This is a genomic window from Pseudomonadota bacterium, from assembly GCA_039815145.1.
GTDB lineage: Bacteria > Pseudomonadota > Gammaproteobacteria > Steroidobacterales > JBCBZW01 > JBCBZW01.
Map to the genome: position 1 here is coordinate 57,397 of JBCBZW010000012.1, position 23,208 is coordinate 80,604.

Here is a 23,208-nt window from a genome sequence, read left to right on the forward strand (position 1 = left end):
GAGCGCCGGGTTCCGCCTCCTAGCGGCCGCCCGCCGGGCACCCCGCCAACGGTGGCTCCACGGCCCACGGTTCGCCGATCCCCGGCGCTTCCAGGAACCACTCGATGTCCGCCCCCGCCGCGGCCAGCAGACCGTTGTTACGCGCAACGTTCCCGCCGAGGCTTCGATCGAACGCGTAGATCCCCTGGGCGAGCGGTGGCGCCGACCCATCCCCAGCACGGCGCGCGATCACGCAATTGTTTTCCAAGGTCACGTCCTGGTACTCGCCGAAGAGCAGGAACGCCGATCGAAAGCCATCGTTGATGACGGGCGGCCCGATACCGATATCGATCAGCCGGTTGCCACGGATTGTCGCGCCTTGCGGCAGGTACGAACCGATGTAGATACCCGTTGCCGGCGCGCGCAGGATCAGGTTGTCCTCGATGGCGAGGCCACGGATGGGCAGCGTAGGCTCGGCGAAGGGCGCCAGCAGGATACCGGCCGCGTTTTCGTCGTAGGGGCGCACGGTGTTGGCGAAGTTGGTGTAGACGATCGTATTGCGCGCCAGCGTGAGGTTTTCGATCACCCCGTCAGCTCGCGCTTCCAGCTCGATCCCCTTGGGGGCCTGGCCGAAGGGGTCCTGGGTGGCCCGCCAGCCGTCGACATCGATCGTAATCAAGTTGTCACTGATCTCGCAGTCACGCAGGGTCGGCTCACCCGGTGGGTTCGGCGGGACCTCGTTGGCCCACACGCGGATCCCATCGGACACGCGGAGGAATCGATTACGTGAGACGCGCTGCGTATCGCCGCCCAACGCTGAAATGCCGGTGGCGTTCATCCCCGTCGTAAAGGCCTCGACGCGATTGTCGAAGACGAACTGACGCGGTCCATGGGTCTCGATCGCCGCGCGCACGCCGAAGGCACCGACCCCGACCGAGGTGAAGGTGTTGCGCAGAATCTGCGCACCCGCGGTGTCCGTGAAGACGCTCGAGTGATCCCAATCCGGCACCGTACGATTCAGGGTCCCGATCCCTTCGAAGCGGTTGTCCTGCACGACCACGTTGGCCACGTCCACGCCGTTCAGCACGACGATGTTCACCGTTTGCCAATCGATGAAGCGGTTGTTCTCGATCACGATGTTGCGCCCCACGTACGCGCGGATACCGTGACGGCGATTGAGGAGGACATCGTCGAAGGTGGCATCACCGTCGGTCACCGGGTTGTTCGCACCGTTACCATCGAAGGTGAGGTTGGCGATGCGCAGATCGGAGACATCGGTGGTGAAGATCTCTCCCGCCAGCAGCGCTTCGAAGTCACCTTGCGCATCTGCCAGGTGCAGGATCGCCGCGGCCGGATCTTCCACCTGGCCGCGCAGGGCGAAGCCGCCGCAGCGCAGGCGGAGAATCACCCATGGCACCTCCGGCGGCGGTTGAGCTGGCTTCTCCAATTGGTAGCGTCCTGGCGGGAACACCACCTCGAGGGCGTCCCCCGGTTGCTCGTCGAGACGGACGCACGCCTCATCCAGCGCGCGTTGGATGGCCGCCCGATCGTCCAAACCGTCATCCGGTACGGCGCCGAAGCGGGTGACATCCAGGGTGGTGGTAGCGTTGGCGACAGTGCACACGGCACCCATTGCGGCCGTAAGGACGCCGCTGGCAACGGTCAGAAGTCTCCCCACGAATCTCCCCTCCTTGGGCGATGTCAGTGGTTCGCTTCTAGCGCACTGCACTCCCGAGGCACAACATGGCCCCGAAACCCGACACCGAAGGCGAGTACCGCTTCGGCGTGCCCTAGCGCTCGGCCGCCACCAGCGCAGTCGGTGGCACCGCAGCTGTGGACGCATCGCTCAAGGAAGAGTGGGCAGCCCAGGGCAAGGCGCCGGCGAGGCCAGCCATCGCCAACAGTACCCCTACGGTCGGAAACCGGCGCCGACTCGCTCGAGGAGATCGGCGCGGGTTCGCCTCGACGAAGGCCTCGAGGAACTGAGTGACCGTGGGGGTGCGCGAGGCGCGATCGAAGCGCAGGGTCCGCTCCAGCGCCGCCCACTCGCGACGGTTGAGCTGCGCCGGCTTCGGCGGACGATGACCTAAGTCACGCGCTTGGTTCGCCGGCATGCGACCGAAGGGATGGGTGCCGGTCAGGGCTTCGTAGGCGACACAACCGAGGGCGTAGACGTCGTCACGCGGATCGGGCGTCTTGTGTTCGAGCATTTCCGGGCTGGCGTAGGCGGGGGTCATGGCGCCCAGGGCCTGGGGATCGAAGCGCGTGTGCTCCTGGGCCGCGGCGTCCGGTTGGTAGGCGCGGGCGATGCCGAAGTCGATCACTTTGGCATCCCCGGTGCGCGTCACGAACACGTTGCTGGGTTTGAAGTCCGCGTGAAGGATGCCGTTGGCATGAGCGTAGGCGAGGGCCTCGCCGGCCTGGCGCACCAGTCGTCGCGCCAGCGTGGGCGCGAGGCCGCCGGGGCCGGAGGCGTCGATGCGCTTGCGCAGCGACACGCCTTCGAGCAGTTCCATGGTGGCGAACACGGTGTCACCGTCGCGATCGAAATCGTTCACCCGCACGATGTGCCGGTGCGTAAGCGCCTGAGAGCGCTGCACTTCTCGCTCCAGGGCAACGGTCGCCGCCTCGACGCCGATCTCCGCCACGGTGATCACCTTCACGGCCACGTAGGGCGAGCGCGAGTGGGCCTCGAGCTTGCGCTTGTCGAGGGCCTTGAACACCCGCCCCATGCCGCCGCGCCCGATTTCCGCCTGCAGCACGAAGCGTCCGTTGATCTCATCGCCCACGGCCACGGTCTTCTTGCGGCGCGGGGGCACGGGCAGGCGAACACAAGCGCTGGCCAACTCGGTGCTGGCGGGGAACACTTGGGTCTGCGTGTACTGATCGTCGACCACAGACAGGGCGAGGGCGGCGGCGGAGGCAACCATGATGTCGGGGCTCTTCTCAATGAGGCGGATGGACCTGTGGGCGCGCACTCCCGCGCTATCGCCCACGCTCATTCGTTATGTCCCGCGCCGCTCGTCAGCGGTTCAAACACCGTTTCGGCGGGCGATGAACGGTCGATTGAACCCTTTTGCGCCGAGCCGGTACCTACGAGCAAAACCAGCAACATGAGTGGTAGCGAAGGGATGACCCGGCGAGACGCAGGCGACGACAACCAGTTGATGTCGAGGATCTCCCGCCAGGACAAGGCGGCGCTGCAGGCGCTGTACCTGGCCTACCACGGAAAATTGATGCGCTTCGCGCTGCGCGTGGTTCGCCGGCCCGAAGACGCGGAGGAAGTGGTCAATGACGTATTCATGGTGGTCTGGCGCGACGCCGGCACCTTCGAGGGACGCTCCCGGGTGTCCACCTGGCTCATGGGCATCGCCTACCGGCGGGCACTCAAGCACCTGCGCAAGGAGACGAGTCGCCTTCGCCTCGTCGCCTCGGGCGGCGGCGAGCGCGACGAGCCGGACCAGTACCTGGAGAGCGCCGAAGACGACGCCCCCCTCCCTGCCGACGCCCTCGAGCAGCAGGAGGTGGCCGACGTCGCCCTCAAGTCCCTACCCGCCGACCAGCGACTCATGGTGGAGCTCGCCCTGGTCATGGGTCACTCGTATCCGGAGATTGCCGAGATGGCGGATTGTCCGGTGAACACGGTGAAGACACGCATGTTCCACGCCCGTAAGCGGATGCGCGACGCGCTGAAAGCCACGGGCCTGGGCACCGACCTGGCAGATGCCTTGGGAGCCTGAAGATGAGCAACCCACAAGACGACGACACGAACCGCGCGCGCCTGGCGCCGGACCTGGCAGACGATGCGGGATGGACCCTGCTCGCCCGCTCCCTGCACACCCGCAGCGACGACGAGGTGGCGCGCAGCCAGGCCGCCGGCATGAGCGCCGAGCACGGGCTCGACAAGCTGATGTCCCGCCTCGAGGCGCAGGAGGAAGCCGAGGAAGCCCGTTCCTCGACGATCGAGGATCAACCGTCGCCGCGCGAAGGCGCGCCCTGGTGGATCGTGCGAACGCAGGCCGCGGCCATCGTGGCCCTCGCCGCGTCCCTGGCCGTCGTCGCCCTGTGGCTCCCTGGGCTGCAAGGTCCGACCCTCGGCTACGAGACGTTTTCGGATCCCAAGGCGCCGGCCCCGGTCACCCAGCTGCGCGTGGTGTTCAGCCCCGAGACGTCCATGACAGAGATGCGTGCGCTGCTGCAGTCGATCGATGCCCAGGTCAGCGCCGGCCCCACCTCGGGCGGCGCCTTCAGCCTAGCCCTCGCCGAGGTGGACGAGTACACCGTGGCGGCCGCCCTGGCGGACCTGCGGGCGGATGAACGCGTGCTCTTCGCCGAACCCGTATCCGACGCCCGCGCGAGCGGCGCCGGCTACGATGGGCGGCCCTGAGATGTTCGCCCGCGCACTCATCGCCGGCCTGGCGCTGCTGTTGATGCAGCCCGCCGCCTTCGCGGGCGCCGTCGCCCCCGAGCCAGCGGCGGACGACGAACGTCGCATGCTGATCACCATCGTCGACCCGCAGCACAACCAGCGCGTGGCAATCCCCGGCGAGACCGGCGCCTACGCGGTGCGCCGGGGCTACAGCCCTTCCGGGGTGGTGCAACGGCGCCTGCGCGGCATCGCTCGCCGCCACGCGTTGGAAGTCATCGACGGCTGGCAGATGGCCTCGCTAGGCGTCTACTGCGCCCTGGTGGAAGCCAAGCCCGAGCCGATGCGCACGCGCCAGCAGGTGTTGCAGGCCCTGCGCGCCGATCGCCAGGTGGAGTCGGCGCAGCCCCTGAACGCCTTCGAGGTGCGCGGGGCGATGGCGGTCGACGACCCCTACGCGTCCCTGCAGGCGGCGCACACGGCCATGGACATCGGCAAGGCCCATCGCTGGGCCACGGGCAAGGGCGTGCGCGTCGCCGTCATCGACACGGGCATCGACGCCCGCCACAAGGACCTGCGCAAGCGCATCCGCGAGTCGCGCAACTTCGTGCCCGGTGAGCCCGCCGCGGAGATCCACGGCACGGCGGTAGCCGGCGTGATCGGCGCCATCGCCGGCAACGGCCTCGGCGGGTACGGCGTGGCCCCCGAAGTGAGCCTGTTCGCCTATCGGGCCTGCTGGGATGCCCCTGGCTCGGGCGGCAGTGCCGGGCGTTGCGATTCGTTCACCTTAGCGCGAGCCCTGGACCGGGCTATCGACAAGGCGGTGGACGTGGTCAACCTTAGCCTCGCGGGGCCCGCCGATCCGCTGCTGACGCGGTTGGTGGACGAGGCGCTCGCCAAGGGCATCATCGTGGTGGGCCCGCGCGTGGCCGACGCGCGCGCCGAGTTTCCCGCCACGATCGAGGGCGTGATCGCCGTCACCTCCGCGCCCGTGGACGGCGCGATCGCGGCGCCGGGTGCCGACGTGCTCACCACCGTGCCGAGCGACGCCTTCGACTTCATGCAGGGCGTGTCCTTCGCCACCGCCCACGTGAGCGGCGTGGTGGCATTGCTCCGCGAGCGCCAGCCGGACGCGTCCCCCAACGTGATTTACGAAGCGCTTAGGTCGAGCGCCAACATGGTGCCGGAGGGGGCGGTGGTCAACGCCTGCCACGCCCTGGATTCGATCGCCGATACGGCGTGCGGCCAGTAGGCGAGGTGCTCAGCGCGCGTAGCTGATGCTCAGGACCAGGCGCGTATCGCCACGATCGCCCTGAATGCCGTTCACATCGCCAACGGTGCCTTCGCCCGCCAGCTGCACGGCCACGCGCCGGTGCAGCCACTGCACGCCCACGCGCCAAAAGCCGTGATCGTTCCAGACGTCGCGATCGAAGAACTGGGCACCGCCGGTGGCCGTGAGGCGCCAGTGGTCGGCCAGGGGATAGTGGCCGCTCACCTCCACGGCCCCGCCCGGCTCGTTCTCGCCGAGGGCATCGCGCGTGTAGGTGAGACGTCCCGAGATCGACTGGCGGAAGCTCCAGCCGAGGGCGAGTTCGGTGTAGCTGAACTCGAGGGCGTTCGGAAAGTCGTAGCGCACCAGATCGCCGCGCAGGGTCCAGTTGTCGCCGAGGCTCACGCTGCGACCGAGGTAACTCTCCACCAGCGTGCGACGGGTCTCACCGGGACGCCCCGGCAGATCGATGGTGGCGAACGTGACCCCTAGGTACGCCGCATCCCCCAGCGGTTGATCCACGCTGACGGCGACGGCCGGGTGTCCCGCGGAACGGCTCAAGCCGCGGTGCTGCAGGCTGGTGGTCGCCTGCAGCAGGAGCGTTGGCGGCACGGCCATCGCGACCGGCGCAAACAACAACAGCGTGAGCACGCAGAGCGCGCCGCGAGGGCAGGGGAAAGGGGTGGAGCGCATGCCGTCCTTTGGCGTTCACGAGCTGGCGGGGCGCTCGGATTGTACCCCGCGCGCCGACGCCTGAGCGCTCCATTGATCCGCTTTCCCGCCCCATCGGTACGACGCGCGTCAGGGTGTGCTCGGCGCGGCCTCTTCCGCGGCCAGCTCGTTGGCACGCCGGCGCGCCTCCTGGATCTCCCGATAGGCCGCGTGCGCATGCAGGCGCGATCGCGGCTTCGCAAACCGGTGAATCAAGACCATGTTGAGGAAGTGGATGATGCCCAGCACGAGCAGCACGAAGCCCACCCCGGACGCCTGATACACGATGAGGTCTTCCAGGTGCTGGATGCTCACCCCGGTTTGCATGCGCAGGAGGACGAACCCCAGGTTGATCAGGTAGAAGCCCACCACCAGCAGGTGGTTGGTGGACTTGGCGAGCTCGATGTTGCCGCCGAAGCCCTCGATGAGGAAGGCGAGGCCGTTGCGACTGAGCGTCTGCGAGACGAACACGGTGATGGCGATGCTCAAGGTCAAGTAGGTGAGGTAGGTGGCTGAAGTGAGCACGGTGAGAGACTCCTCCTGGTGAATGAACGGGCGCAGCACGCCAGCTGCGCCCCCAGGATCAGACCTAAGCGCCTCGCCCGGCCTCCGATCGGCGGATCTCGGAACGATCCGATGCGCATCCCTCGCGAACTCAGGGACTTAAGGAATTCCGGGAAGATAATCGGGAAGCCGCAGGGCGCCCGTGACTCAGGTACGGCGATCGATCGCGCTGGCGAGCCACGCCCGCGCCTGCGCGTGGTGCGCATGCCAGGCCGCCCAGGCGTCCCTCGCCCAGGCGAGCACCACGCGTTTGTGCTCGTGCGCATCGGGGGCGTCGCGTACGTCCACGATGGTCAGGGCGCCGCGCTGGCGCGGCGGCGGATCGGGCTGCGGCCGTTGCAGGGGCGGGTTGCCGTTGAGGTAGTGGCTGATGGCCTGCGCCGCCCGCGGGTCATCGTTGCCCTCGATGGCCCAGCAAGCGCCCACGAGGTGGGCGGCTGCGGACTTGGCCGAGCGCATGTAGCGATCGGGGTGCTGCAGGGCGTAGGCGTCGACCGTCAGGCGATGTAGCGGCATGCGCTGCGGCTCCGAGAAGTCGCGCGCGATCACCTTCTGGAAGATGGCGTCGCAAGCGGCCAGATCGTCGGGCTCGGCGGCCCCGCAGGCAGGGCAGCCGCTGGTGCCGTGTTGAGAGGCGTCAGCCATGTCTCTCGGAGATCCTTGGGATTAGCGGGCAGGCGCGGCACCGTCGTCGTAGAGCTGCACGATGCCCGTGATGTTGTCCCCACCCAGCCCTTGTGAGAGCCCTCGCGCATACACGTCGCCGGCTCGCTCGGCCATGGGCACCTGCGCATCGTAGGCCTGCGCGGAGCGCGCCAACAAGCCGAGGTCCTTGGCCACCAGCTCGATCGGAAAGGCAGGGGCCCAAGCGCCGGCCACCATGGCGTCGGCGGATACCTTGGCAGCGGGGCTGCACACCGGGGTCTCACCGATGATCTGCACCGCCAGGGCCGGATCGATGCCGGCGCGGCGGGAAAAGCCTATCAACTCCGCCATCACCCCGAGCTGCGTGGCGAGCATCGCGTTGATCATCAGCTTGAGCGTGGCACCGGCGCCGGTCGCGCCCACCCGGTGCACGGCGCCCGCCATCGGCGCCAGCACGGGCGTGAGTCGCGCGCAGTCGTCTTCCTCACCACCCAATACGAAGATTAGCTTGCCCGCCTCCGCCTGGGGGCGAGAGCCGGCGAGGGGCGCGTCGACGAAGGCGCGACCTGCCGCGGTGAAGGCCCCGGCGAGTTCGGACACCCAGGGCAGCGACAGGGTGGAGCACTCCACGGCCAAGACCTCCTCGCCCAACCCCGCGAGGGCGCCCTGGGTCGGGTCCAGCCAGACCTCACGCGAGGCTCCGTCGTCGCGCACCATCGAGAGCACCACGCTCGCCGCCTCGGCCGCGGCCCGGGGCGTCGGCGCCACGGCCGCGCCTTCGATCGCCTCGGCGCGTTCGCGGGTGCGGTTCCACACCGTCACGGGCACGCCGGCTGCCACCAGGCGCGCCGCCATGCGGCTGCCCATCGCCCCGGCGCCCAATATCGCCACTCGTTCGGTCATCGCCTGACTCCTGTCGTTCGAAACGTGGGGGACGTTTTACTACCACCCGAAAAGGCGATAAATACCCATTCCGGCAGCTTACTCGTGCAATATTCGCAGGAATGAAGGTCGATACGCTCCAGCTGTTCGTCGAGGTGGCGCGCCGCCTGAGCTTCGCCGCCGTGGCGGAGTCGCGCGGGGTGAATCCCTCGTCCGTCTCGCGGGTGATCGGCCAGCTCGAGGCAAACCTGGGCGTGCGCCTGTTCCAGCGCACCACCCGCAGCATGACCCTCACGGAGGCGGGCGAGCTGTATCTGCAACGGGTCGCGGCCGTGCTCGAGGAGCTCGACCAGGCGCAGGAGCAGGCCCGCCAGCTCGACAGCGGCCCGCGTGGCACGCTGCGCCTGACGGCGTCGGTGGCCTTCGGTGAGCGCGTGATCGTGCCGCGAACTCCACGCTTCCAGGCGCGCTATCCGGACGTGGCGCTAGAGCTGCTCTTCACCGACGACAACCTCGACCTCGTGCGCGAGGGCATTGATCTTGCCGTGCGCCTCACGCCCATGATGAGCGGGGATGTGGTGGCCACGCGTCTGTGCCCCACCGCCTACCGCGTGGTGGCGAGCCCGGCCTACCTCGATCGGGCCCCGCCCGTGCGCGAGCCGCAGGACCTCACCGAGCACGCGTGCTGCGTCTTTGCGCTACCCGCCTTTCGCGGCGAGTGGACCTATCGCCCGCGCCGAGGAGATTCGGAAGGTGCCCCTGGCACGGTGGCCATCCGCAGCCACCTGGTGGTGTCGTCCGCCCTGAGCCTGCGATCGCTGGTGTTGGCGGGCGCCGGCCCGGCGCTCCTCGCCGACTGGCTGATCCGCGACGACTTGGCGTCGGGCGCCCTGGTCGATCTCCTGCCGGCCTACGAGGTGACGGCCACCCGCTTCGACACCGCCGCCTGGCTGGCAATGCCGAGTCGCGCCTACCTGCCGCAGCGTGTACGGGTGATGATCGACTTCCTGAAGGAGGAGTGCTCCCCGGGCGGGTGGCAGCCCGTGTAAGGATTCGCCGCCCGCCGACGACAGTGGGGAGGAACACCGGCAGAGTGCCCCCTACCGATGAGCGCGCCCGACTTCGACAGCCTCGTCCGCGACCACGCGGACATGATCCGACGCATCGCCTCGTCCTACGAGTACGTGCCGGCGGCGGCGGACGAGCTGATGCAGGAGATCCTCCTCGCCGTGTGGCGCTCCCTCGACCGCTTCCGGGGCGAGTCGTCCTTGCGCACGTGGATCGCGCGCATCGCCCATAACGTGAGCGTCAGCCACGTGCGACGGGCGATGCGCCGCCCGCCCGTCGACCACGCCGAAGCGCCGGAGCTGGCCGACGACAGCGCCGAGCCCTCGGCCACCCTCGCCGCCTACGACGAGCGCGCCCAGCTCCTCGCGGCCATCCAGCAGCTGCCCCTCGGCCAACGCCAGGTGCTCAGCCTGCACCTCGAAGACTTCGACTACGGCGAGATCGCCGATGCCCTCGGCATCAGCGTGACCAACGTCGGAGCCCGTCTCACCCGCGCGCGCCAAGCCCTCGCGCGCCACCTGGAGCCAAGCGCATGAACATGGATCAGCACCTGCGCGAGCTGTGGCAAGCGAGCGACCCGGTGGACACGCAAGCCATCCTCGGCCGCTTGCATCGGATGGAGGCGACCCAGCAGCGGGTCAACTGGATCGGCTTCATCGCCGGGATGTTCTTCATCGCCTTGATCGTCCTGGCCGAGTGGCGCCTCGCCGCCACCGGCAGCACGGCCCAGTGGTGGGTGCCGATCAGCCTGGCCGTGGTGATGACGGGCTCCTGGGCGAACCATCTGTTCACGGCGCGCCGCCTCCAGGCACGTATCGCCCGCGCCGATCCGCGCGCCCTGCTGCGCTTTACGATCGGCCGCGCCAAGGCGGGCCTGTGGCTCGCCCGCGGCCTCTACGCAGGCTTTCCCCTCGGCATGGTGGCCGGCGTGATCACCAGTCGCCTGTTGCACGGCGACGACCCCTCCTTCGGCCTCCCGATGGCGTTACGTCTACTCGTGATCCTGGCGGCGCTAGCAGGACTCATCGGTGGCGTGTGGCAGGGACTTCGGCTCGCCCGCCTGCGACGGGAGGATATTCGCGAACTGACGGCGCGCCTGGCCCAGGCGGAGCAGGACCTGTAAGGACCGCGACCGACCTGACGACTGTCCCATTGTACAGCGCACCAAGGCGCATCCACCCCAACGACAGGAGTCGCCCGATGAGACTGAACGACAACGCTGCCCTGGCCCTCGCCCTCGGATTCACCTACGGCACCTTGGCCGCCAAGGCCCTGAAGACAGGCGATACCTTCCAGGGCGTCCTGCTGCTGATCGCCGGCATCACCCTCGCCGTCGGCCTGTGGCGGGCACGGGGGAGCGACAGCACCCATTGCCTTCAAACACGTGACGATGAGCCTATGGCGCCGGTATCGACGGAGCGCTGACGCGCCGTGACGTCTACCAAGCGAGCGCCGCGCGTCACTCCTTATATAGAGCCCGCACTACCAACGACGCACCACACTCGGCATGAGGAGCCATTTTCCGCCACCCGCACGCTTAACCCATCGAAACCGTTAGCCAATAGATGATCCCGAATACCATAAGCAGTCGGTGACTTTCCAGAACGCCGGCATCCATCGATAGCCGATCGTTTAACGCGAGCGTTATGCGGATCGCGTCACACTTTCGCTGAAACGCCCCCATGAAACGTCCACGTCAGTTCCCGCACGACGCGCTGAAATACACCGGCCTGCAGCAAAGACGGCTGCACACAAAGCTAACCGGGAACGAACCATGAAGATTTCAACTCAGATTGCCGCGGTCTCAACCGCCATCGCCGCCGGCTACGTGTGGTCCATCTGCGCCCCCACCGACGACGGCATGAACTTCGACGCCCCCATGCAGGGACCTCTCTTCGGTGCCACCGTGCAGCCCACTGCCGGCGCCAACATCTCCGCTGACAGCTTCGACGTCGACGGTCACACCGTGAGCATCGACGCCGACACTGTCGCTTCGCGCATGCAGGCCGCCAACGCTCAGGCGACCTACGCTGCCACCATCGACGTGCCCGAGGTGCTCACGCCCGCGCAGGTTCAGAAGGCTCGCGCCAAGATGAGCGGCCCCCTCGCCCAGCTCGCCGCCGCCGGTGGTGATGCCCCGGTGAGCGTGGTCGTCTCGTACGAGGAGCACCCTGAACTGTTCGACGACGCCAAGGTCGCCCAGCTTGGCGGGTCTGTCACGCACGCTTACCGTACGCTCGACATGCGCACCGTCAGCCTCCCGGCGGACGTGATCGACAACCTCGCCATCGACGACAACATCGACCACCTCGCCCTCGACGAGCCCATCAGTGTGAGCTCCGTCGCCTCGCGTAAGGCCGCCAAGGTGCCCACCGGGCAGTCGGCGAACTTCGCCTTCGATGGCACGGGCGTGAACGTGGCCGTGATCGACACTGGTGTAGCTCGCCACGCCGATCTGCACGGCAACATCCTGCAGTACGACTTCGTGGGCGGGAACTACCCGACGCCGACCATCGTCAACGGCCAGGTCACCGCCTACAACGGCAGCGGGCGCCAGGACGTCAACGGCCACGGCACTCACGTTGCCGGTGTGATCGCAGGCAGCGGCGGCAACTCGGGCAACGCCTTCCGCGGCACCGCCAAGGGCTCCGGCGTTCTCTCGCTGCGCGTCCTCGACGGCCAGGGGCAGGGCGGCGTGTCCGACGCGCTCACGGCCGTCGACTGGTTGCTGACCTACGGCAGCTACTTCGATATCAAGGTGGTGAACCTGTCCCTCGGCAAGCGCGTGAGCGAATCCGTGGACACCGATCCGCTGGTCGCGGCCGCTGAGGCGCTCTGGGATCAGGGCATGGTGGTGGTCGCCGCCGCCGGTAACCTCGGCCGCAACGGCAACTTCACCATCAAGAGCCCGGGCACCTCGCGCAAGATCATCACGGTCGGTTCGCTGACCGACAAAGGCACGGGCAACGACTACAGTGACGACTTCGTCTCGAGCTTTTCGAGCCGGGGGCCGACCCTCATCGACCACATCCTGAAGCCCGACCTCGTCGCGCCGGGTAACCGAGTGGTCGCGGCCATCCCCGACTCAGCTCAGCTGCGCTCCGACCTGCCCAACCGCGTGGTCGCCTGCAACCAGGCCAACTGCGGCGACGACTACCTAGCCCTGTCGGGTACCAGTATGGCTACCCCGATGGTCGCCGCGGCTGCCGCGCTGATGCTGCAGAAGGACCCGAGCCTGACCCCGGCCACGGTGAAGGCCCGCCTGATGCGCTCAGCACGCAAGCTGAATTCAGATCCGACCGCGACCGGCGCAGGCCTGCTCGACGTGGAAGCGGCGATGAATGACACCGCGGTGGTGACCGGCGAGGCCCTGTCCCCGCTGATGATCCACGTGCCCGGGCAGTCAGGCGTGTTGGTGGAAGACACCGCCAACCTCTGGGGCGACCAGGCCTTCGCCAGCGGCTACCTCTGGTCCGACGGCTACCTCTGGAGCGACGGCTACCTCTGGAGCGATGGTTACCTCTGGTCGGATGGGTACCTCTGGAGCGATGGCTACCTCTGGTCCGACGGGTACCTCTGGAGCGACGGCTACCTCTGGTCCGATGCGGTCACGGAGGGCGATCCTCTCTACCAGGGAACCGGCGCCTCCAGCATCCTGATGCAGGACGACGACTGACCCACCGAGGAATCGAGGAACTGAACAGAGGGGCGGCCACAACCGCCCCTCTTTTCGTTTGTAAGCCAAAGCATGCTGAGCCCTTGGTTCGACCCTACGTATGCCGACGCGGACGACGAACTCAGATGTCTCGCAGAACGAAGAGCAGAACTGCAGGAATTCTTAGCTAAGCGAGCTGATCGCTGCCCTACGTCCACATCTAACAGAAGCCAAGACCAGCTCCTGGATGGAACTCGAGCCTCGCACACGCTCGGAGTTTGACCCGCCGCTTATTTAGATTCCGTCACACTTTTCTTACACCCGCCCTGTGAGTCGTCCACGCCAAGGGCAGTACAAATCGCTGAAATACATCTGCAAGCCGCCGAGGTGGCTACGACTAACCGAACCGGGAACCGAACCATGAAAATTTCAACTCAGATTGCCGCGGTCTCCACCGCCATCGCCGCCGGCTACGTGTGGTCCATCTGCGCCCCCACCGACGACGGCATGAACTTCGACGTCCCCATGCAGGGACCTCTCTTCGGTGCCACCGCGCAGCCCACTGCCGGCGCCAACGTCTCCGCTGACAGCTTCGACGTCGACGGTCACACCGTGAGCATCGACGCCGACACCGTCGCCTCGCGCATGCAGGCCGCCAACGCTCAGGCGACCTACGCCGCCACCATCGACGTGCCCGAGGTGCTCACGCCCGCACAGGTGCAGCAAGCTCGCGCCAAGATGAGCGGCCCCCTCGCCCAGCTCGCCGCCGCCGGTGGTGACGCGCCGGTGAGCGTGGTCGTCTCCTACGAGGAGCACCCTGAGCTGTTCGACGACGCCAAGGTCGCCCAGCTCGGCGGCATCGTCACGCACGCTTACCGAACCCTCGACATGCGTACGGTCAGTCTGCCCGCTGACGTGATCGATAACCTCGCCATCGACACGAACATCGATCACCTCGCCCTCGACGAGACGGTCAGTGTCGCCTCCGTCGCGTCCCGCGGCGCAGCCAAGGTGCCCCATAGCAGCTCTGCCAACAGCGCCTTCTCAGGCGCCGGCGTCAACGTGGCAGTCATCGACACGGGTGTCTCGCTCCACACGGATCTCGACGCCCAGGTGCTGCAGTACGACTTCGTCGGTGGCAACTACCCCGAACCGGAGATCGACGACGGCGAGATCGACGACTTCAACGACACGGGCCGCGCAGACGTATACGGCCACGGCACCCACGTGGCAGGCATCATCGCCGGTCACGGAAGCAACTCCGGTGACGTCTTCCGCGGCGTTGCGGAAGGTGCCGGACTGCTTTCCCTGCGCGTGCTCGACGGCACGGGCCAGGGCGGCGTGTCCGACACCCTGGCCGCCATCGACTGGCTCTTGACCTACGGTCAGCACTTCGACATCAAGGTCGTTAACATGTCGCTCGGCAAGGGCGTCACCGAGTCGATCGACTCGGATCCGCTGGTCGCCGGTGTGGAAGCGCTCTGGGATGCCGGCATGGTGGTCGTCGCTGCCGCGGGCAACCTCGGTAACGATGGTCACTTCACCATCAAGAGTCCGGGCATCGCGCGCAAGATCATCACCGTGGGCTCCCTGACCGACCAGGGCACGGGCTACGACTACAGCGATGACTTCATCTCATCCTTCTCCAGCCGTGGGCCGACCCTGATCGACCACGTGCTGAAGCCGGACCTAGTCGCACCGGGCAACCGCGTGGTGGCTCCGATCCCCAATGGCGCACAGCTGCTTGCGGATCTGCCCGATCGTGTCGTCGCCTGCACCGTCGCCGGCTGCGATGACGACTATCTGTCCCTGTCGGGCACCAGCATGGCGGCCCCGATGGTCGCCGCCGCTGCCGCCCTGATGCTGCAGAAGGACCCGAGCCTGACCCCGGCCACCGTGAAAGCACGCCTCATGCTCTCCGCTCGCAAGTTGGACGTGGACCCGACCGAGGGTGGCGCTGGCCTGCTCGACATCAACGCCGCCATGAACGAGAGCGTGGTGGTGGCCGGCGAAGCCCTATCGCCGCTGATGGAGCACGTGCCGGGTCAAAACGGGGTACTGGTAGAAGACACCGCCAACCTGTGGGGCGGCACGGCCTTCGCCTCGGGCTACCTCTGGAGTGACGGTTACCTCTGGAGCGACGGCTACCTTTGGAGCGATGGCTACCTCTGGTCCGACGGCTACCTCTGGAGCGACGGTTACCTCTGGTCCGACGGTTACCTGTGGAGCGATGGCTACCTCTGGAGCGACGCGGTCGGCAACGGCGATCCGCTCTACGAGCGCACCGGAGCATCTAGCCTGATTCTGAACGACGACTAGGCAGAAAAATCTGCCCACCCCACGAAGAGGGGCAGCGCGAGCTGCCCCTCTTTTCGTTGGTGGCGTTACCCCTCTCATGCCCAAGCCCCGCTACGTGGCATCGCCGATAGCGCATACTGGTCCCCCGCTTGCCGATAACCTGGAGGACCCCCGACCATGGCAAACGCACGCGTGACCGGCCTCGGCGGCCTGTTCTTTCGCTCCAAGGACCCCAAGGCCACCATCGAGTGGTACCGAGAGCATTTGGGCATCAACGCCGAGGACTGGGGTGGCTTCGCCTTCCAGTGGACCGACAAGGACACCCCCACGGAAACCGGCTACACCGTGTGGAGCGCCTTCCCCGACGACACCAGCTACTTCGAGCCCGCGAAGCAGGAGTTCATGATGAACTTCCGCGTGCAGGGCCTCGATGAGATCCTCGACGCCTGCCGCGCCCAGGGCATCACCGTGGTCGGCGACGTCGACTCCCAACCCAACGGCCGCTTCGCGTGGATCCTCGATCCCGAGGGGCGCAAGATCGAACTGTGGGAGCCCGTCCCCTCCAAGGATGACCCCTACATCGCCTAGCGGTTCCCGGTGGTAGCGCTTGGATTCCTCGCCGCCGGCCTGGCGGCGGCCATCATCGCCTTGGGCGTCATCACTGCCGTAGGCGTACACCTCGCCCACGGGAAAAGCCCTCCCTGCGGGGCGTTCATCGAGGTCGGCGGGCAACGCTTGCACTACACCGATCGAGGCGAAGGCCCCGCCTTGGTACTGATCCACGGCGCCAGCTCGAACCTCCTGGAGTTCGAGCACTCCATCGCCCCACGACTGGCCGAACACCACCGCGTGCTCTGCTTCGATCGCCCGGGCTGTGGCCACAGCCCCCGCCAGCGCGAGGGTGAGTGGCTGGACCCCACGGCGCTCGCGAGGCTGGTGCTGGACGCCTGCGAGCAGCTCGGCGCCGAGCAGCCGGTGATCATCGGCCACTCGTGGGCGGGATCGATCGTGATGGCAAGCCTCGTGCACGAGGCGCGCCGCGTACGCGGCGGCGTACTCCTCGCCGGGGCGGCGGGACACTGGATCGACGAGCCTACGCTGGGCGAACGCCTCGACCGATGGCCAGGCCTATTGCCGCTGTTCGCCTATACAGTGGTCTTCCCGGTGGGGTCGCTGATGGTGCCCAAAGCCCTGGCGTCCGTCTTCTCTCCTCATCCCGTCCCTGAGGGTCACGCCGACCGGGTCGGGGCGCGCCTCGCGGTACGCCCGCAAGCCTTTCTGCAGGACGCGCAGGATATCCACGAGCTGAGCCCCTACCTGCAGCTCGCGAGCCCGCAGTACCGCGCGATCGCGCATCCTCTGCTCGCCCTCCACGGCGATCAGGACGATGTCGTGCCTTACTGGAATCATGGCCAGCGATTCGAATCGATCATCGAGCACATGACCACGGAGGTGCTGCCTGGCCAGGGGCACGCACTGCATCACGTCATACCAGCGCGCATCGCCGACAGGATTGCGACCTTCGTGTCGACGCTGCAGGCACCCGAGCAGCGACCCGTTGAGCGGCGTGCGAACAACTGACGTATGCTGAGCGGCGAGCCAACGTCAAGGAAGGCCCATGCTCGCCACCGTCCTCGCCACCCTCTACCTCGCCAGCCCCGGCCCCCTTAGCGCGCAGACCTACGACCCGGTCGTGCTACCGGGCAACGAGGCGGGCATCGTCGACGACGTCACCCTGCGCGTGACCGTACCGCAAGGCGCTAACGACGCCCCGGTGATCGTCTGGTCCCATGCCTACGGCGGCAGCCGCCAGGCCTATCAGCCGCTGGTCTCCCACTGGGCCTCCTGGGGCTACGCCGTGGTCCAGATCGACCACAGCGATTCCTACCTGCAGCAGGACGAGTTGCCCGACGACGGCTGCACCCAGCTATTCGACTTCTCCAACTGGGACGAACGTGCCTATCAGGTTCGCTATGTGCTGAACCGCCTGGACACGATCGAGGCGCTCACGGACGCCAGCTTCGATGACCAGCGCGTGGCCATCGGCGGGCACTCCATGGGCGCGCTCACGATGCAGCTGATCGCGGGCGCCGCACCCTTCGACGGCCGAGACTTTACAGACGCCAAGCCCGTCGCCGCGATGCTGCTCTCCGCCGTGGGCACCAACATCGGCCTCTTCGATGAGCAATCACATCTTGGCGTGACCCTGCCCCTGATGGTGATGACGGGCACGGAGGACGGCGAGGACGACTTCCCCTGGTACGAGCGCACGGACCCGTACTTCCTCGCAGGGTCCTCCCTCAAGTACCTGCCGATTCTCGTCGGCGGCGACCACGCCTTCGGGGGGATCTTAGGCGACTTGCCCGTGCCCACCTGCGAACTCGCCGACGACCCACGCCAGCTCGACATCACGCGGTCGGCCACGATGATGTTCCTCGATGCGCATGTGCGGGAGTCGCCCGTGGCGCGGGCCTACGCGCGGGGCGACGCGCTGCCGCGAGAAGCGCCCGGCGAGGTGATCTACCTCTGGCAGTGATCGCTGGCCTAGCGCGCGGCGCTCAACTCGCGCGCGCGAACGGTCAGCGGATGCTCATCACCGAACGCTTCACTTAGGATCGCAAGGGCTTGCCGCGCGTACTCGGTCGACGCCGCGGCAGCCCCCACCGTCTCCGCGAGATGCAGCTGGGCGATGCCGATTCGGTAGTGCGCGGGCACCCACGAGGCCTTCTCCACCGCGAGGGCTAGCTCCAACCAGCGCAGGGCCTCGTCTTCACGACCGGCGGCCGCATGGGTCCGCCCGAGCTCGAGGGCCACCGGCCCCGCCTGACTGCTCCTGCCTTGGGTGCGCCATGCGGGTTCCACGTCTTCCCACAGGGCCGTGAGCGCGGTTTCGGCCGCCGCCAGATCGCCCGCCTCGCGATCGATGCGCGCGCTGAGCAGGCGCAAATCGTGGATCTCGTCCTGATCCGGGAAGGGGTTCGCCGCGTTGTCCGCCTGCGCCCGCTGCACCCAACGCCGCGCCTCCTCCAGCGCCCCCCGCTCCACGAGCAGCGAGGCCTTCAGGCGCCGGCCCCCGACGGTCACCCCGTGCGTGGGGCCCAGCACCTGGTCACCGCGCATCACCAGCTCATCGGCGCGCGCAACCGCCTCGGGCAGCGCGAGCAAGACCTCCATGTTCAGCAGGTTGTAGAGGCTCCAGGGAACGTCGGGGCTCCCCCCCGCCATGTCCGCCGCAACGATTTGTCGGTGCCGATAGGCTTCGCGGTGAGCGTCGAGGGCCGCCTTAGGGTCGCCACCCCGGCCTAGGATGACCCCGAGGTTGTCTAACGCAATCGCCAGCTGCGCGCGGTCGTGGTGTTGGGTCAGCGGCTGAGCCTCACGGATGGCGACGACGCGACGCTGGATCGCCTCCGCCGTGGCCAGATCGTCCTGCTGGCGCAGGGCGATCGCATAGGTGTTGAGCACGAAGGCGAGGTCCGGGTGGTCCGGCGCCAGGGCCTGATCCGCCAGGGCGACAGCGCGCTCGTAGAGGGGCAAGGCGCGTTCGAGGTCGTTCTGCAGCCGCGCACTCGTGGCCAGGCGCTCGAGTGCCGCCGCCTGATCGAGCGGCGTCTCGCTGAGGTCCAGCACCTCCTCGAACAAGACGTCCGCCTGCGGGTAGGCCTGAATCCAGATGTGCAGGTCCGCCACCTCGTGCAGCACGGCGCCGGCGAGCTGCGGATCCTCACCCTCGAGCTGGCGGGCATGCACCACACCTTGCTGCAGCACGTCGAGGGACGAGGGCGAGACATCCTCGGGTAGCGCGTTGGCGAAGTAGAAGAACATGTCCTTCATGAAGCCCGTGACCTCGCTCGCCAAGCGTTGCTGCTGGCGCGCCACGTCGCGCTGCGCCTGGGCTACCTGCCCCTGCCACACGGCCACCCCCAGGCCGACAGCGAGGGAGACGAAGGTGAGGCTCAGGGCAGCGACGGTGGCGCGATGGCGACGCAGAAACTTAGCCGAACGGTAGGCCCAGCTATCGCCCTGGGCCAGCACGGGCAAGCCCTGCAGGTGGCGCGCAACATCGTTCGCCATGGCTTCGACCGAGCTGTAGCGGCGCGCCGCCTGCTTGTGCAAGGCCTTGAGCACGATCTGATCCAGATCGCCACGCAGCTCGCGCTGCAAGCGCTGCGGCACGGTGGCGCGCGCGGCGCTGATCATGGCCATGGTGGTGTCGGGGTCTTGGTCGGTGGGGCCTTGCGTGAGCACGGTACTGGGTCGGGTCGGCTCCTCCTCCAGGATGATGCGCTCCATCTCGCGCAGGGCGCGCGCGTTGAGCTGGTAGGGGCGTCGGCCCGTGAGCAGTTCGTAGAGCAGCACGCCGAGCTGATAGACGTCGCTCCCCGTGGTGATCGCCTCGCCGCGAATCTGCTCGGGGCTCGCGTACTCGGGGGTCATCAGGCGGGCGCCCGCCTGGGTGAGCGGTGAGGCCGCCCCGGCGGATGGATCGATGAGCTTGGCGATGCCGAAGTCGAGCAGCTTTACCTCACCGTCGGCGGTGACGAGGATGTTCGACGGCTTGAGGTCACGGTGGACCACCAGGTTCTGGTGCGCGTACTGCACGGCGGCGCACACCTGGCGGAACAGGGCGAGGCGGGCGGGCAAGGTCAGGCGCTGGCGATCGCAGTAGGTGGTGATGGGCACGCCATCGACGTAGTCCATGACGAAGTACGGCGTGCCGTCGGCGGTGAAGCCGCCGTCCAGCAAGCGCGCGATGTGGGGATGCTGCAGCGGGGCGAGGATCTGCCGCTCCGCCTCGAAGCGCTGCACCTGCTCGGCGCCCACCCCCGTGGGCAGCAGCTTGAGGGCGACTTCCTGCTCGAAGGTGCCGTCGCTGCGCGCCGCGCGGTAGACCACGCCCATGCCGCCGCGACCGAGCTCCTGCACCAGACGGTAGGGGCCGATGTCCGTGCCCACGAGGGTGCGAAGGGGGGTCTGCTCGTCTGGGGCAGCCGGTGTCAGGTCGTCCGCGAAGCCCTCGAAATAGGCTTGTGCATCCCCGTGGCGGGCGAGGAGCGCCTCCACCTCGGCGCGCAACTGCGCATCCTCACCGCATGCGTCCTCGAGAAAGCGGGCACGCGCTTCCACGGGGCGTTCCAGGGCGTCGGCGAACAGGGAGCTGACCTGCTCCCAGCGATCGGGCGTCATCAAGCGTCGTCTCCCCAGCTACCTATCGCACCTTGTTACTAGGAACACGCAAGCGGATACCTAGGGGGCTCACTCGACGCCTTGAAGATGGCGATAGAGCAGCGCTTGGGCCGCCGCCCAGTCGCGCTTGACCGTGGCCTTGGAGAGCCCGAGCGCCTGCGCGGTCTCCTCCACCTGCATGCCGCCGAACAGACGGCACTCCACCACCTTGGCCTGGCGCGGTTGCAGCTGCGTGAGCTGCTCGAGGGCTTCCTGCAGATCGAGCAGCTCGTCCACGCGCTGCTCGCTGAGGTCGAACACCTCGTCCAGCTCCGTGCGCTCGAGGTCGCCGCCGCGGCGTACGGCCTGCCGGCGGCGCGCGTAGTCGATGAGGATGTGGCGCATCGCCTGGGCCGCGACGGCCAGGAAGTGAGCGCGGTCTCGGTAGGTGGCGCGGGTCTGGTCGATGAGCTTGAGGTAGGCCTCATTCACCAGGGCCGTCGCGCTCACCGTGTGATCGCCGTGCCACTGGGCGCGTTGGCGTCGCGCCATGCCGTAGAGGGCGTCGTACACCTGCTCGAAGAGCTGGGGCAACGCCTCCCGCTCACCCGCCTGATAGGCCGCAAGCAATTGAGTCGGTGAGGGTTCTTGGGCCATGGCGAGGAGCTCGATGGAATCCGTGAGCCCTCTCGGGCCGTTTCTACGTGTCTTCAGGTAACCGTCGCCTGATTAACGCCTCGAGGCACGTCGGGCGAGCGGTGTAACAACAAGCGAAAAGTATCTCAGAGGACCTCCTCGAGGACAGTGCCTTGTTGTCTTAACGCGCATCGCCCACAGGCGAGCGCGGTGACACAAGCGCCCCTTCTCACGACCGGAGAGTCCCTCATCGAACGGATGCTCACTCGCCCCTGATGCTCACGAGAGAAGGAACGCCGATGAGAAAGCCCATTGCCGCATCGATCTGGATGCCTCTGCTCACCGTCTTGCTAATGCAACCGATAAGTGCCGACGCGCAGTTCTTGAAGCGGATCAAGGATGCCGCCGAGCGCGGTGCCGAGCGCGGTGCCGAGCGCGAGGCACAAAATCGCGCCGACCAGGCGGCCACCAACGCCATCGACTCAGTGGTGTGCGCGATCACGGATACCGCTTGCATCCGCCAAGCCCAGAACGACGGCAAAGCGGTGACGGTGACCGATGGCGCAGGCAACGCGCTGCCGCCGGACGCCCAGGCGAGTGCCGTCGCCCAAGCGAGCACGAACGACGGCGCCCAAGCACTGCGCCCGGGCGAGGGCGTGTGGGTCAACTACGATTTCGTGCCCGGCGACCGTCCGCTCTTCGTGGAGGACTTCGAGCGCGACTACGTGGGCGATGTGCCCCGCCGCATCGGCTTTCTGAACGGCAACATGGAGACCGTGGAGTGGCAGGGCAGCCAGCTGCTGCGCTTCACCGGCGACTCGGCGTTCACGATCGATCTCCCGGAAAGCCTGCCCACGCGCTTCACCATCGAGTTCGACCTCTACGCCCCGCACTACTGGCACACGCTCTGCCTTGCGACCGGACCGCTCGGCAAACGCCCCGAACCCTTCAGCTGCTTCCAGGGCGGCGCACGCAACTACGACGGCGCCTTTTTCACCGTGTCGGACTTCTTCCAGACCGGTATCACCGGCGGCGATGGCGGCTCCAACCGAAGCCGCCAGACCCGCACCATGGAGCAGCTCACGCCGGTGCGCATCATGGCCGACGGCAAGTACGTGAAGATGTACTTGGGCGACACCCGGGTGGTGAACGTGCCCAACGCAGACCTGCAACGCGGCGACCAGCTACACCTGCACATCGGCGGCGAAGTCAGCCAGGACAAGCCCGTGTACATGGACAACGTCCGCGTCGCCTCGGGCGGCCGCGAGATCCTCTACGATCGCCTGATCGCCGATGGCCGTTTCGCCACCCAGGGCATCCTCTTCGCCACCGGCAGCGCGACGCTTCGCCCCGAGTCCACGCCGACGCTGAAGGAGATCGCCCGCACCCTCGATCGCTACGGCGACCTGCGCCTGCGCATCGAAGGGCACACGGACAACACGGGCAGCGAAGCCACCAACCACGCCCTCAGCGACGCCCGCGCCAACGCCGTGCGTGAACACCTGATGCAGGCCTACGGCATCGCCGCCGATCGCCTGGAGTCAGAGGGCATGGGACAGAGCAAGCCCGTGGCCGAGAACACCAGCCCCGAAGGGCGGCAACGCAACCGCCGCGTCGAGCTCGTTCGCCTCTAGGCCCGCTTGCAGGCGATGGCCGAGACGATCACGCTTCACCCCTCAACACCCCTAGGTACTCACCGATGGAATGGTTAACTTTCATTCTAGGCACGTTCGGGATCCTCGCGATGATCGCGCTGCCGTTTCTGGTGCTGTTCTGGATCGTGCGTCAGTTCTACCGAGGGTTCCGGGCGAAGATCACGGGCCTCACTGAGCTTGTGCCCGAAGGTGTCACCACCACCGGCAAGATCACCGACGTCCGCCGCGATCGCTCCGGCGAACACCTGCGCACCTACTCCACCTTCGAGTACTTCGACCGGAAGGGCAATCGCTACACGGGCGAAGTGGGTGG

General features: G+C 67.5%; 22 protein-coding genes. 14 read left to right on the forward strand and 8 right to left on the reverse strand.

Annotation, left to right across the window (positions count from 1 at the left end):
• Nucleotides 1–19: 19 nt before the first annotated feature.
• Both AAF184_05620 and AAF184_05625 read right to left on the reverse strand, forming a co-directional pair.
• Nucleotides 20–1,657 (reverse strand): glycosyl hydrolase family 28-related protein, encoded by a 1,638-nt coding sequence (locus AAF184_05620; GenBank protein MEO0421792.1) that lies wholly within the window; start codon nucleotides 1,655–1,657, stop codon nucleotides 20–22.
• Nucleotides 1,658–1,769: 112 nt separating this feature from the next.
• The gene (locus tag AAF184_05625; GenBank protein ID MEO0421793.1) at nucleotides 1,770–2,909 is read right to left on the reverse strand and encodes a serine/threonine-protein kinase; all 1,140 of its coding nucleotides are present in this window, start codon (nucleotides 2,907–2,909) and stop codon (nucleotides 1,770–1,772) included.
• Nucleotides 2,910–3,092: 183 nt separating this feature from the next.
• On the opposite strand from AAF184_05625, the gene AAF184_05630 reads away from it, so the two are divergent.
• From AAF184_05630 to AAF184_05640, 3 genes are read left to right on the forward strand one after another with little or no spacing between them, the layout of a single operon-like run.
• Nucleotides 3,093–3,719, forward strand: a complete 627-nt coding sequence (locus AAF184_05630; GenBank protein MEO0421794.1) for a sigma-70 family RNA polymerase sigma factor — start codon at nucleotides 3,093–3,095, stop codon at nucleotides 3,717–3,719.
• A gap of 2 nt (nucleotides 3,720–3,721) precedes the next feature.
• Nucleotides 3,722–4,366 carry a hypothetical protein gene (locus AAF184_05635; protein ID MEO0421795.1) on the forward strand — a complete coding sequence of 215 codons (645 nt, stop codon included), beginning with the start codon at nucleotides 3,722–3,724 and terminating at the stop codon, nucleotides 4,364–4,366.
• 1 nt (nucleotide 4,367) lies between these two features.
• Nucleotides 4,368–5,597: a S8 family serine peptidase gene (locus AAF184_05640; protein MEO0421796.1), complete on the forward strand. Its 1,230-nt coding sequence runs from the start codon at nucleotides 4,368–4,370 to the stop codon at nucleotides 5,595–5,597.
• 9 nt (nucleotides 5,598–5,606) lie between these two features.
• Here the strand turns inward: AAF184_05640 and AAF184_05645 are convergent, their stop codons facing one another.
• The 4 genes from AAF184_05645 to AAF184_05660 form a co-directional block, all read right to left on the reverse strand.
• Complete coding sequence (locus AAF184_05645; GenBank protein ID MEO0421797.1) at nucleotides 5,607–6,308, reverse strand: hypothetical protein; 702 nt, start codon at nucleotides 6,306–6,308, stop codon at nucleotides 5,607–5,609.
• 108 nt (nucleotides 6,309–6,416) lie between these two features.
• On the reverse strand, nucleotides 6,417–6,851 hold the full coding sequence (locus AAF184_05650) for a hypothetical protein (GenBank protein ID MEO0421798.1): 435 nt from the start codon (nucleotides 6,849–6,851) through the stop codon (nucleotides 6,417–6,419).
• A gap of 186 nt (nucleotides 6,852–7,037) precedes the next feature.
• On the reverse strand, nucleotides 7,038–7,535 hold the full coding sequence (locus AAF184_05655; GenBank protein ID MEO0421799.1) for a DUF5946 family protein: 498 nt from the start codon (nucleotides 7,533–7,535) through the stop codon (nucleotides 7,038–7,040).
• Nucleotides 7,536–7,556: 21 nt separating this feature from the next.
• A complete protein-coding gene (locus AAF184_05660; protein MEO0421800.1) occupies nucleotides 7,557–8,438 on the reverse strand; it encodes an NAD(P)-dependent oxidoreductase in 882 nt (293 codons plus the stop codon).
• Nucleotides 8,439–8,539: 101 nt separating this feature from the next.
• On the opposite strand from AAF184_05660, the gene AAF184_05665 reads away from it, so the two are divergent.
• The 9 genes from AAF184_05665 to AAF184_05705 all read left to right on the forward strand — a co-directional run bounded on the left by AAF184_05665 (nucleotide 8,540) and on the right by AAF184_05705 (nucleotide 17,974).
• Nucleotides 8,540–9,466, forward strand: coding sequence for a LysR family transcriptional regulator (locus AAF184_05665; GenBank protein MEO0421801.1), 927 nt, complete (start codon nucleotides 8,540–8,542; stop codon nucleotides 9,464–9,466).
• A gap of 57 nt (nucleotides 9,467–9,523) precedes the next feature.
• Nucleotides 9,524–10,021, forward strand: coding sequence for an RNA polymerase sigma factor (locus AAF184_05670; protein MEO0421802.1), 498 nt, complete (start codon nucleotides 9,524–9,526; stop codon nucleotides 10,019–10,021).
• Nucleotides 10,018–10,608, forward strand: coding sequence for a hypothetical protein (locus tag AAF184_05675; protein ID MEO0421803.1), 591 nt, complete (start codon nucleotides 10,018–10,020; stop codon nucleotides 10,606–10,608). The genes AAF184_05670 and AAF184_05675 overlap by 4 nt, the downstream gene beginning before the upstream one ends.
• Before the next feature lie 77 nt (nucleotides 10,609–10,685).
• Nucleotides 10,686–10,910 carry a hypothetical protein gene (locus AAF184_05680; protein ID MEO0421804.1) on the forward strand — a complete coding sequence of 75 codons (225 nt, stop codon included), beginning with the start codon at nucleotides 10,686–10,688 and terminating at the stop codon, nucleotides 10,908–10,910.
• Nucleotides 10,911–11,259: 349 nt separating this feature from the next.
• Entirely contained in the window at nucleotides 11,260–13,161 is a 1,902-nt protein-coding gene (locus tag AAF184_05685) for a S8 family serine peptidase (GenBank protein ID MEO0421805.1), read from the forward strand.
• 399 nt (nucleotides 13,162–13,560) lie between these two features.
• Nucleotides 13,561–15,459 carry a S8 family serine peptidase gene (locus AAF184_05690; GenBank protein ID MEO0421806.1) on the forward strand — a complete coding sequence of 633 codons (1,899 nt, stop codon included), beginning with the start codon at nucleotides 13,561–13,563 and terminating at the stop codon, nucleotides 15,457–15,459.
• Between the two features lie 156 nt (nucleotides 15,460–15,615).
• Nucleotides 15,616–16,026, forward strand: a complete 411-nt coding sequence (locus AAF184_05695) for a VOC family protein (protein ID MEO0421807.1) — start codon at nucleotides 15,616–15,618, stop codon at nucleotides 16,024–16,026.
• Between the two features lie 9 nt (nucleotides 16,027–16,035).
• On the forward strand, nucleotides 16,036–17,019 hold the full coding sequence (locus AAF184_05700) for an alpha/beta hydrolase (GenBank protein MEO0421808.1): 984 nt from the start codon (nucleotides 16,036–16,038) through the stop codon (nucleotides 17,017–17,019).
• A gap of 37 nt (nucleotides 17,020–17,056) precedes the next feature.
• Nucleotides 17,057–17,974: a hypothetical protein gene (locus AAF184_05705; GenBank protein ID MEO0421809.1), complete on the forward strand. Its 918-nt coding sequence runs from the start codon at nucleotides 17,057–17,059 to the stop codon at nucleotides 17,972–17,974.
• Nucleotides 17,975–17,982: 8 nt separating this feature from the next.
• Here the strand turns inward: AAF184_05705 and AAF184_05710 are convergent, their stop codons facing one another.
• Both AAF184_05710 and AAF184_05715 read right to left on the reverse strand, forming a co-directional pair.
• A complete protein-coding gene (locus tag AAF184_05710) occupies nucleotides 17,983–20,625 on the reverse strand; it encodes a serine/threonine-protein kinase (GenBank protein MEO0421810.1) in 2,643 nt (880 codons plus the stop codon).
• A 69-nt stretch (nucleotides 20,626–20,694) separates the two neighbouring features.
• On the reverse strand, nucleotides 20,695–21,261 hold the full coding sequence (locus tag AAF184_05715) for an ECF-type sigma factor (GenBank protein ID MEO0421811.1): 567 nt from the start codon (nucleotides 21,259–21,261) through the stop codon (nucleotides 20,695–20,697).
• Nucleotides 21,262–21,539: 278 nt separating this feature from the next.
• Between AAF184_05715 and AAF184_05720 the strand changes: the two genes are divergently transcribed.
• Together AAF184_05720 and AAF184_05725 are read left to right on the forward strand one after the other, a co-directional pair.
• Complete coding sequence (locus AAF184_05720) at nucleotides 21,540–22,874, forward strand: OmpA family protein (GenBank protein ID MEO0421812.1); 1,335 nt, start codon at nucleotides 21,540–21,542, stop codon at nucleotides 22,872–22,874.
• Between the two features lie 110 nt (nucleotides 22,875–22,984).
• A partial coding sequence (locus AAF184_05725; GenBank protein MEO0421813.1) for a hypothetical protein occupies nucleotides 22,985–23,208 on the forward strand: 224 nt, incomplete at its 3' end.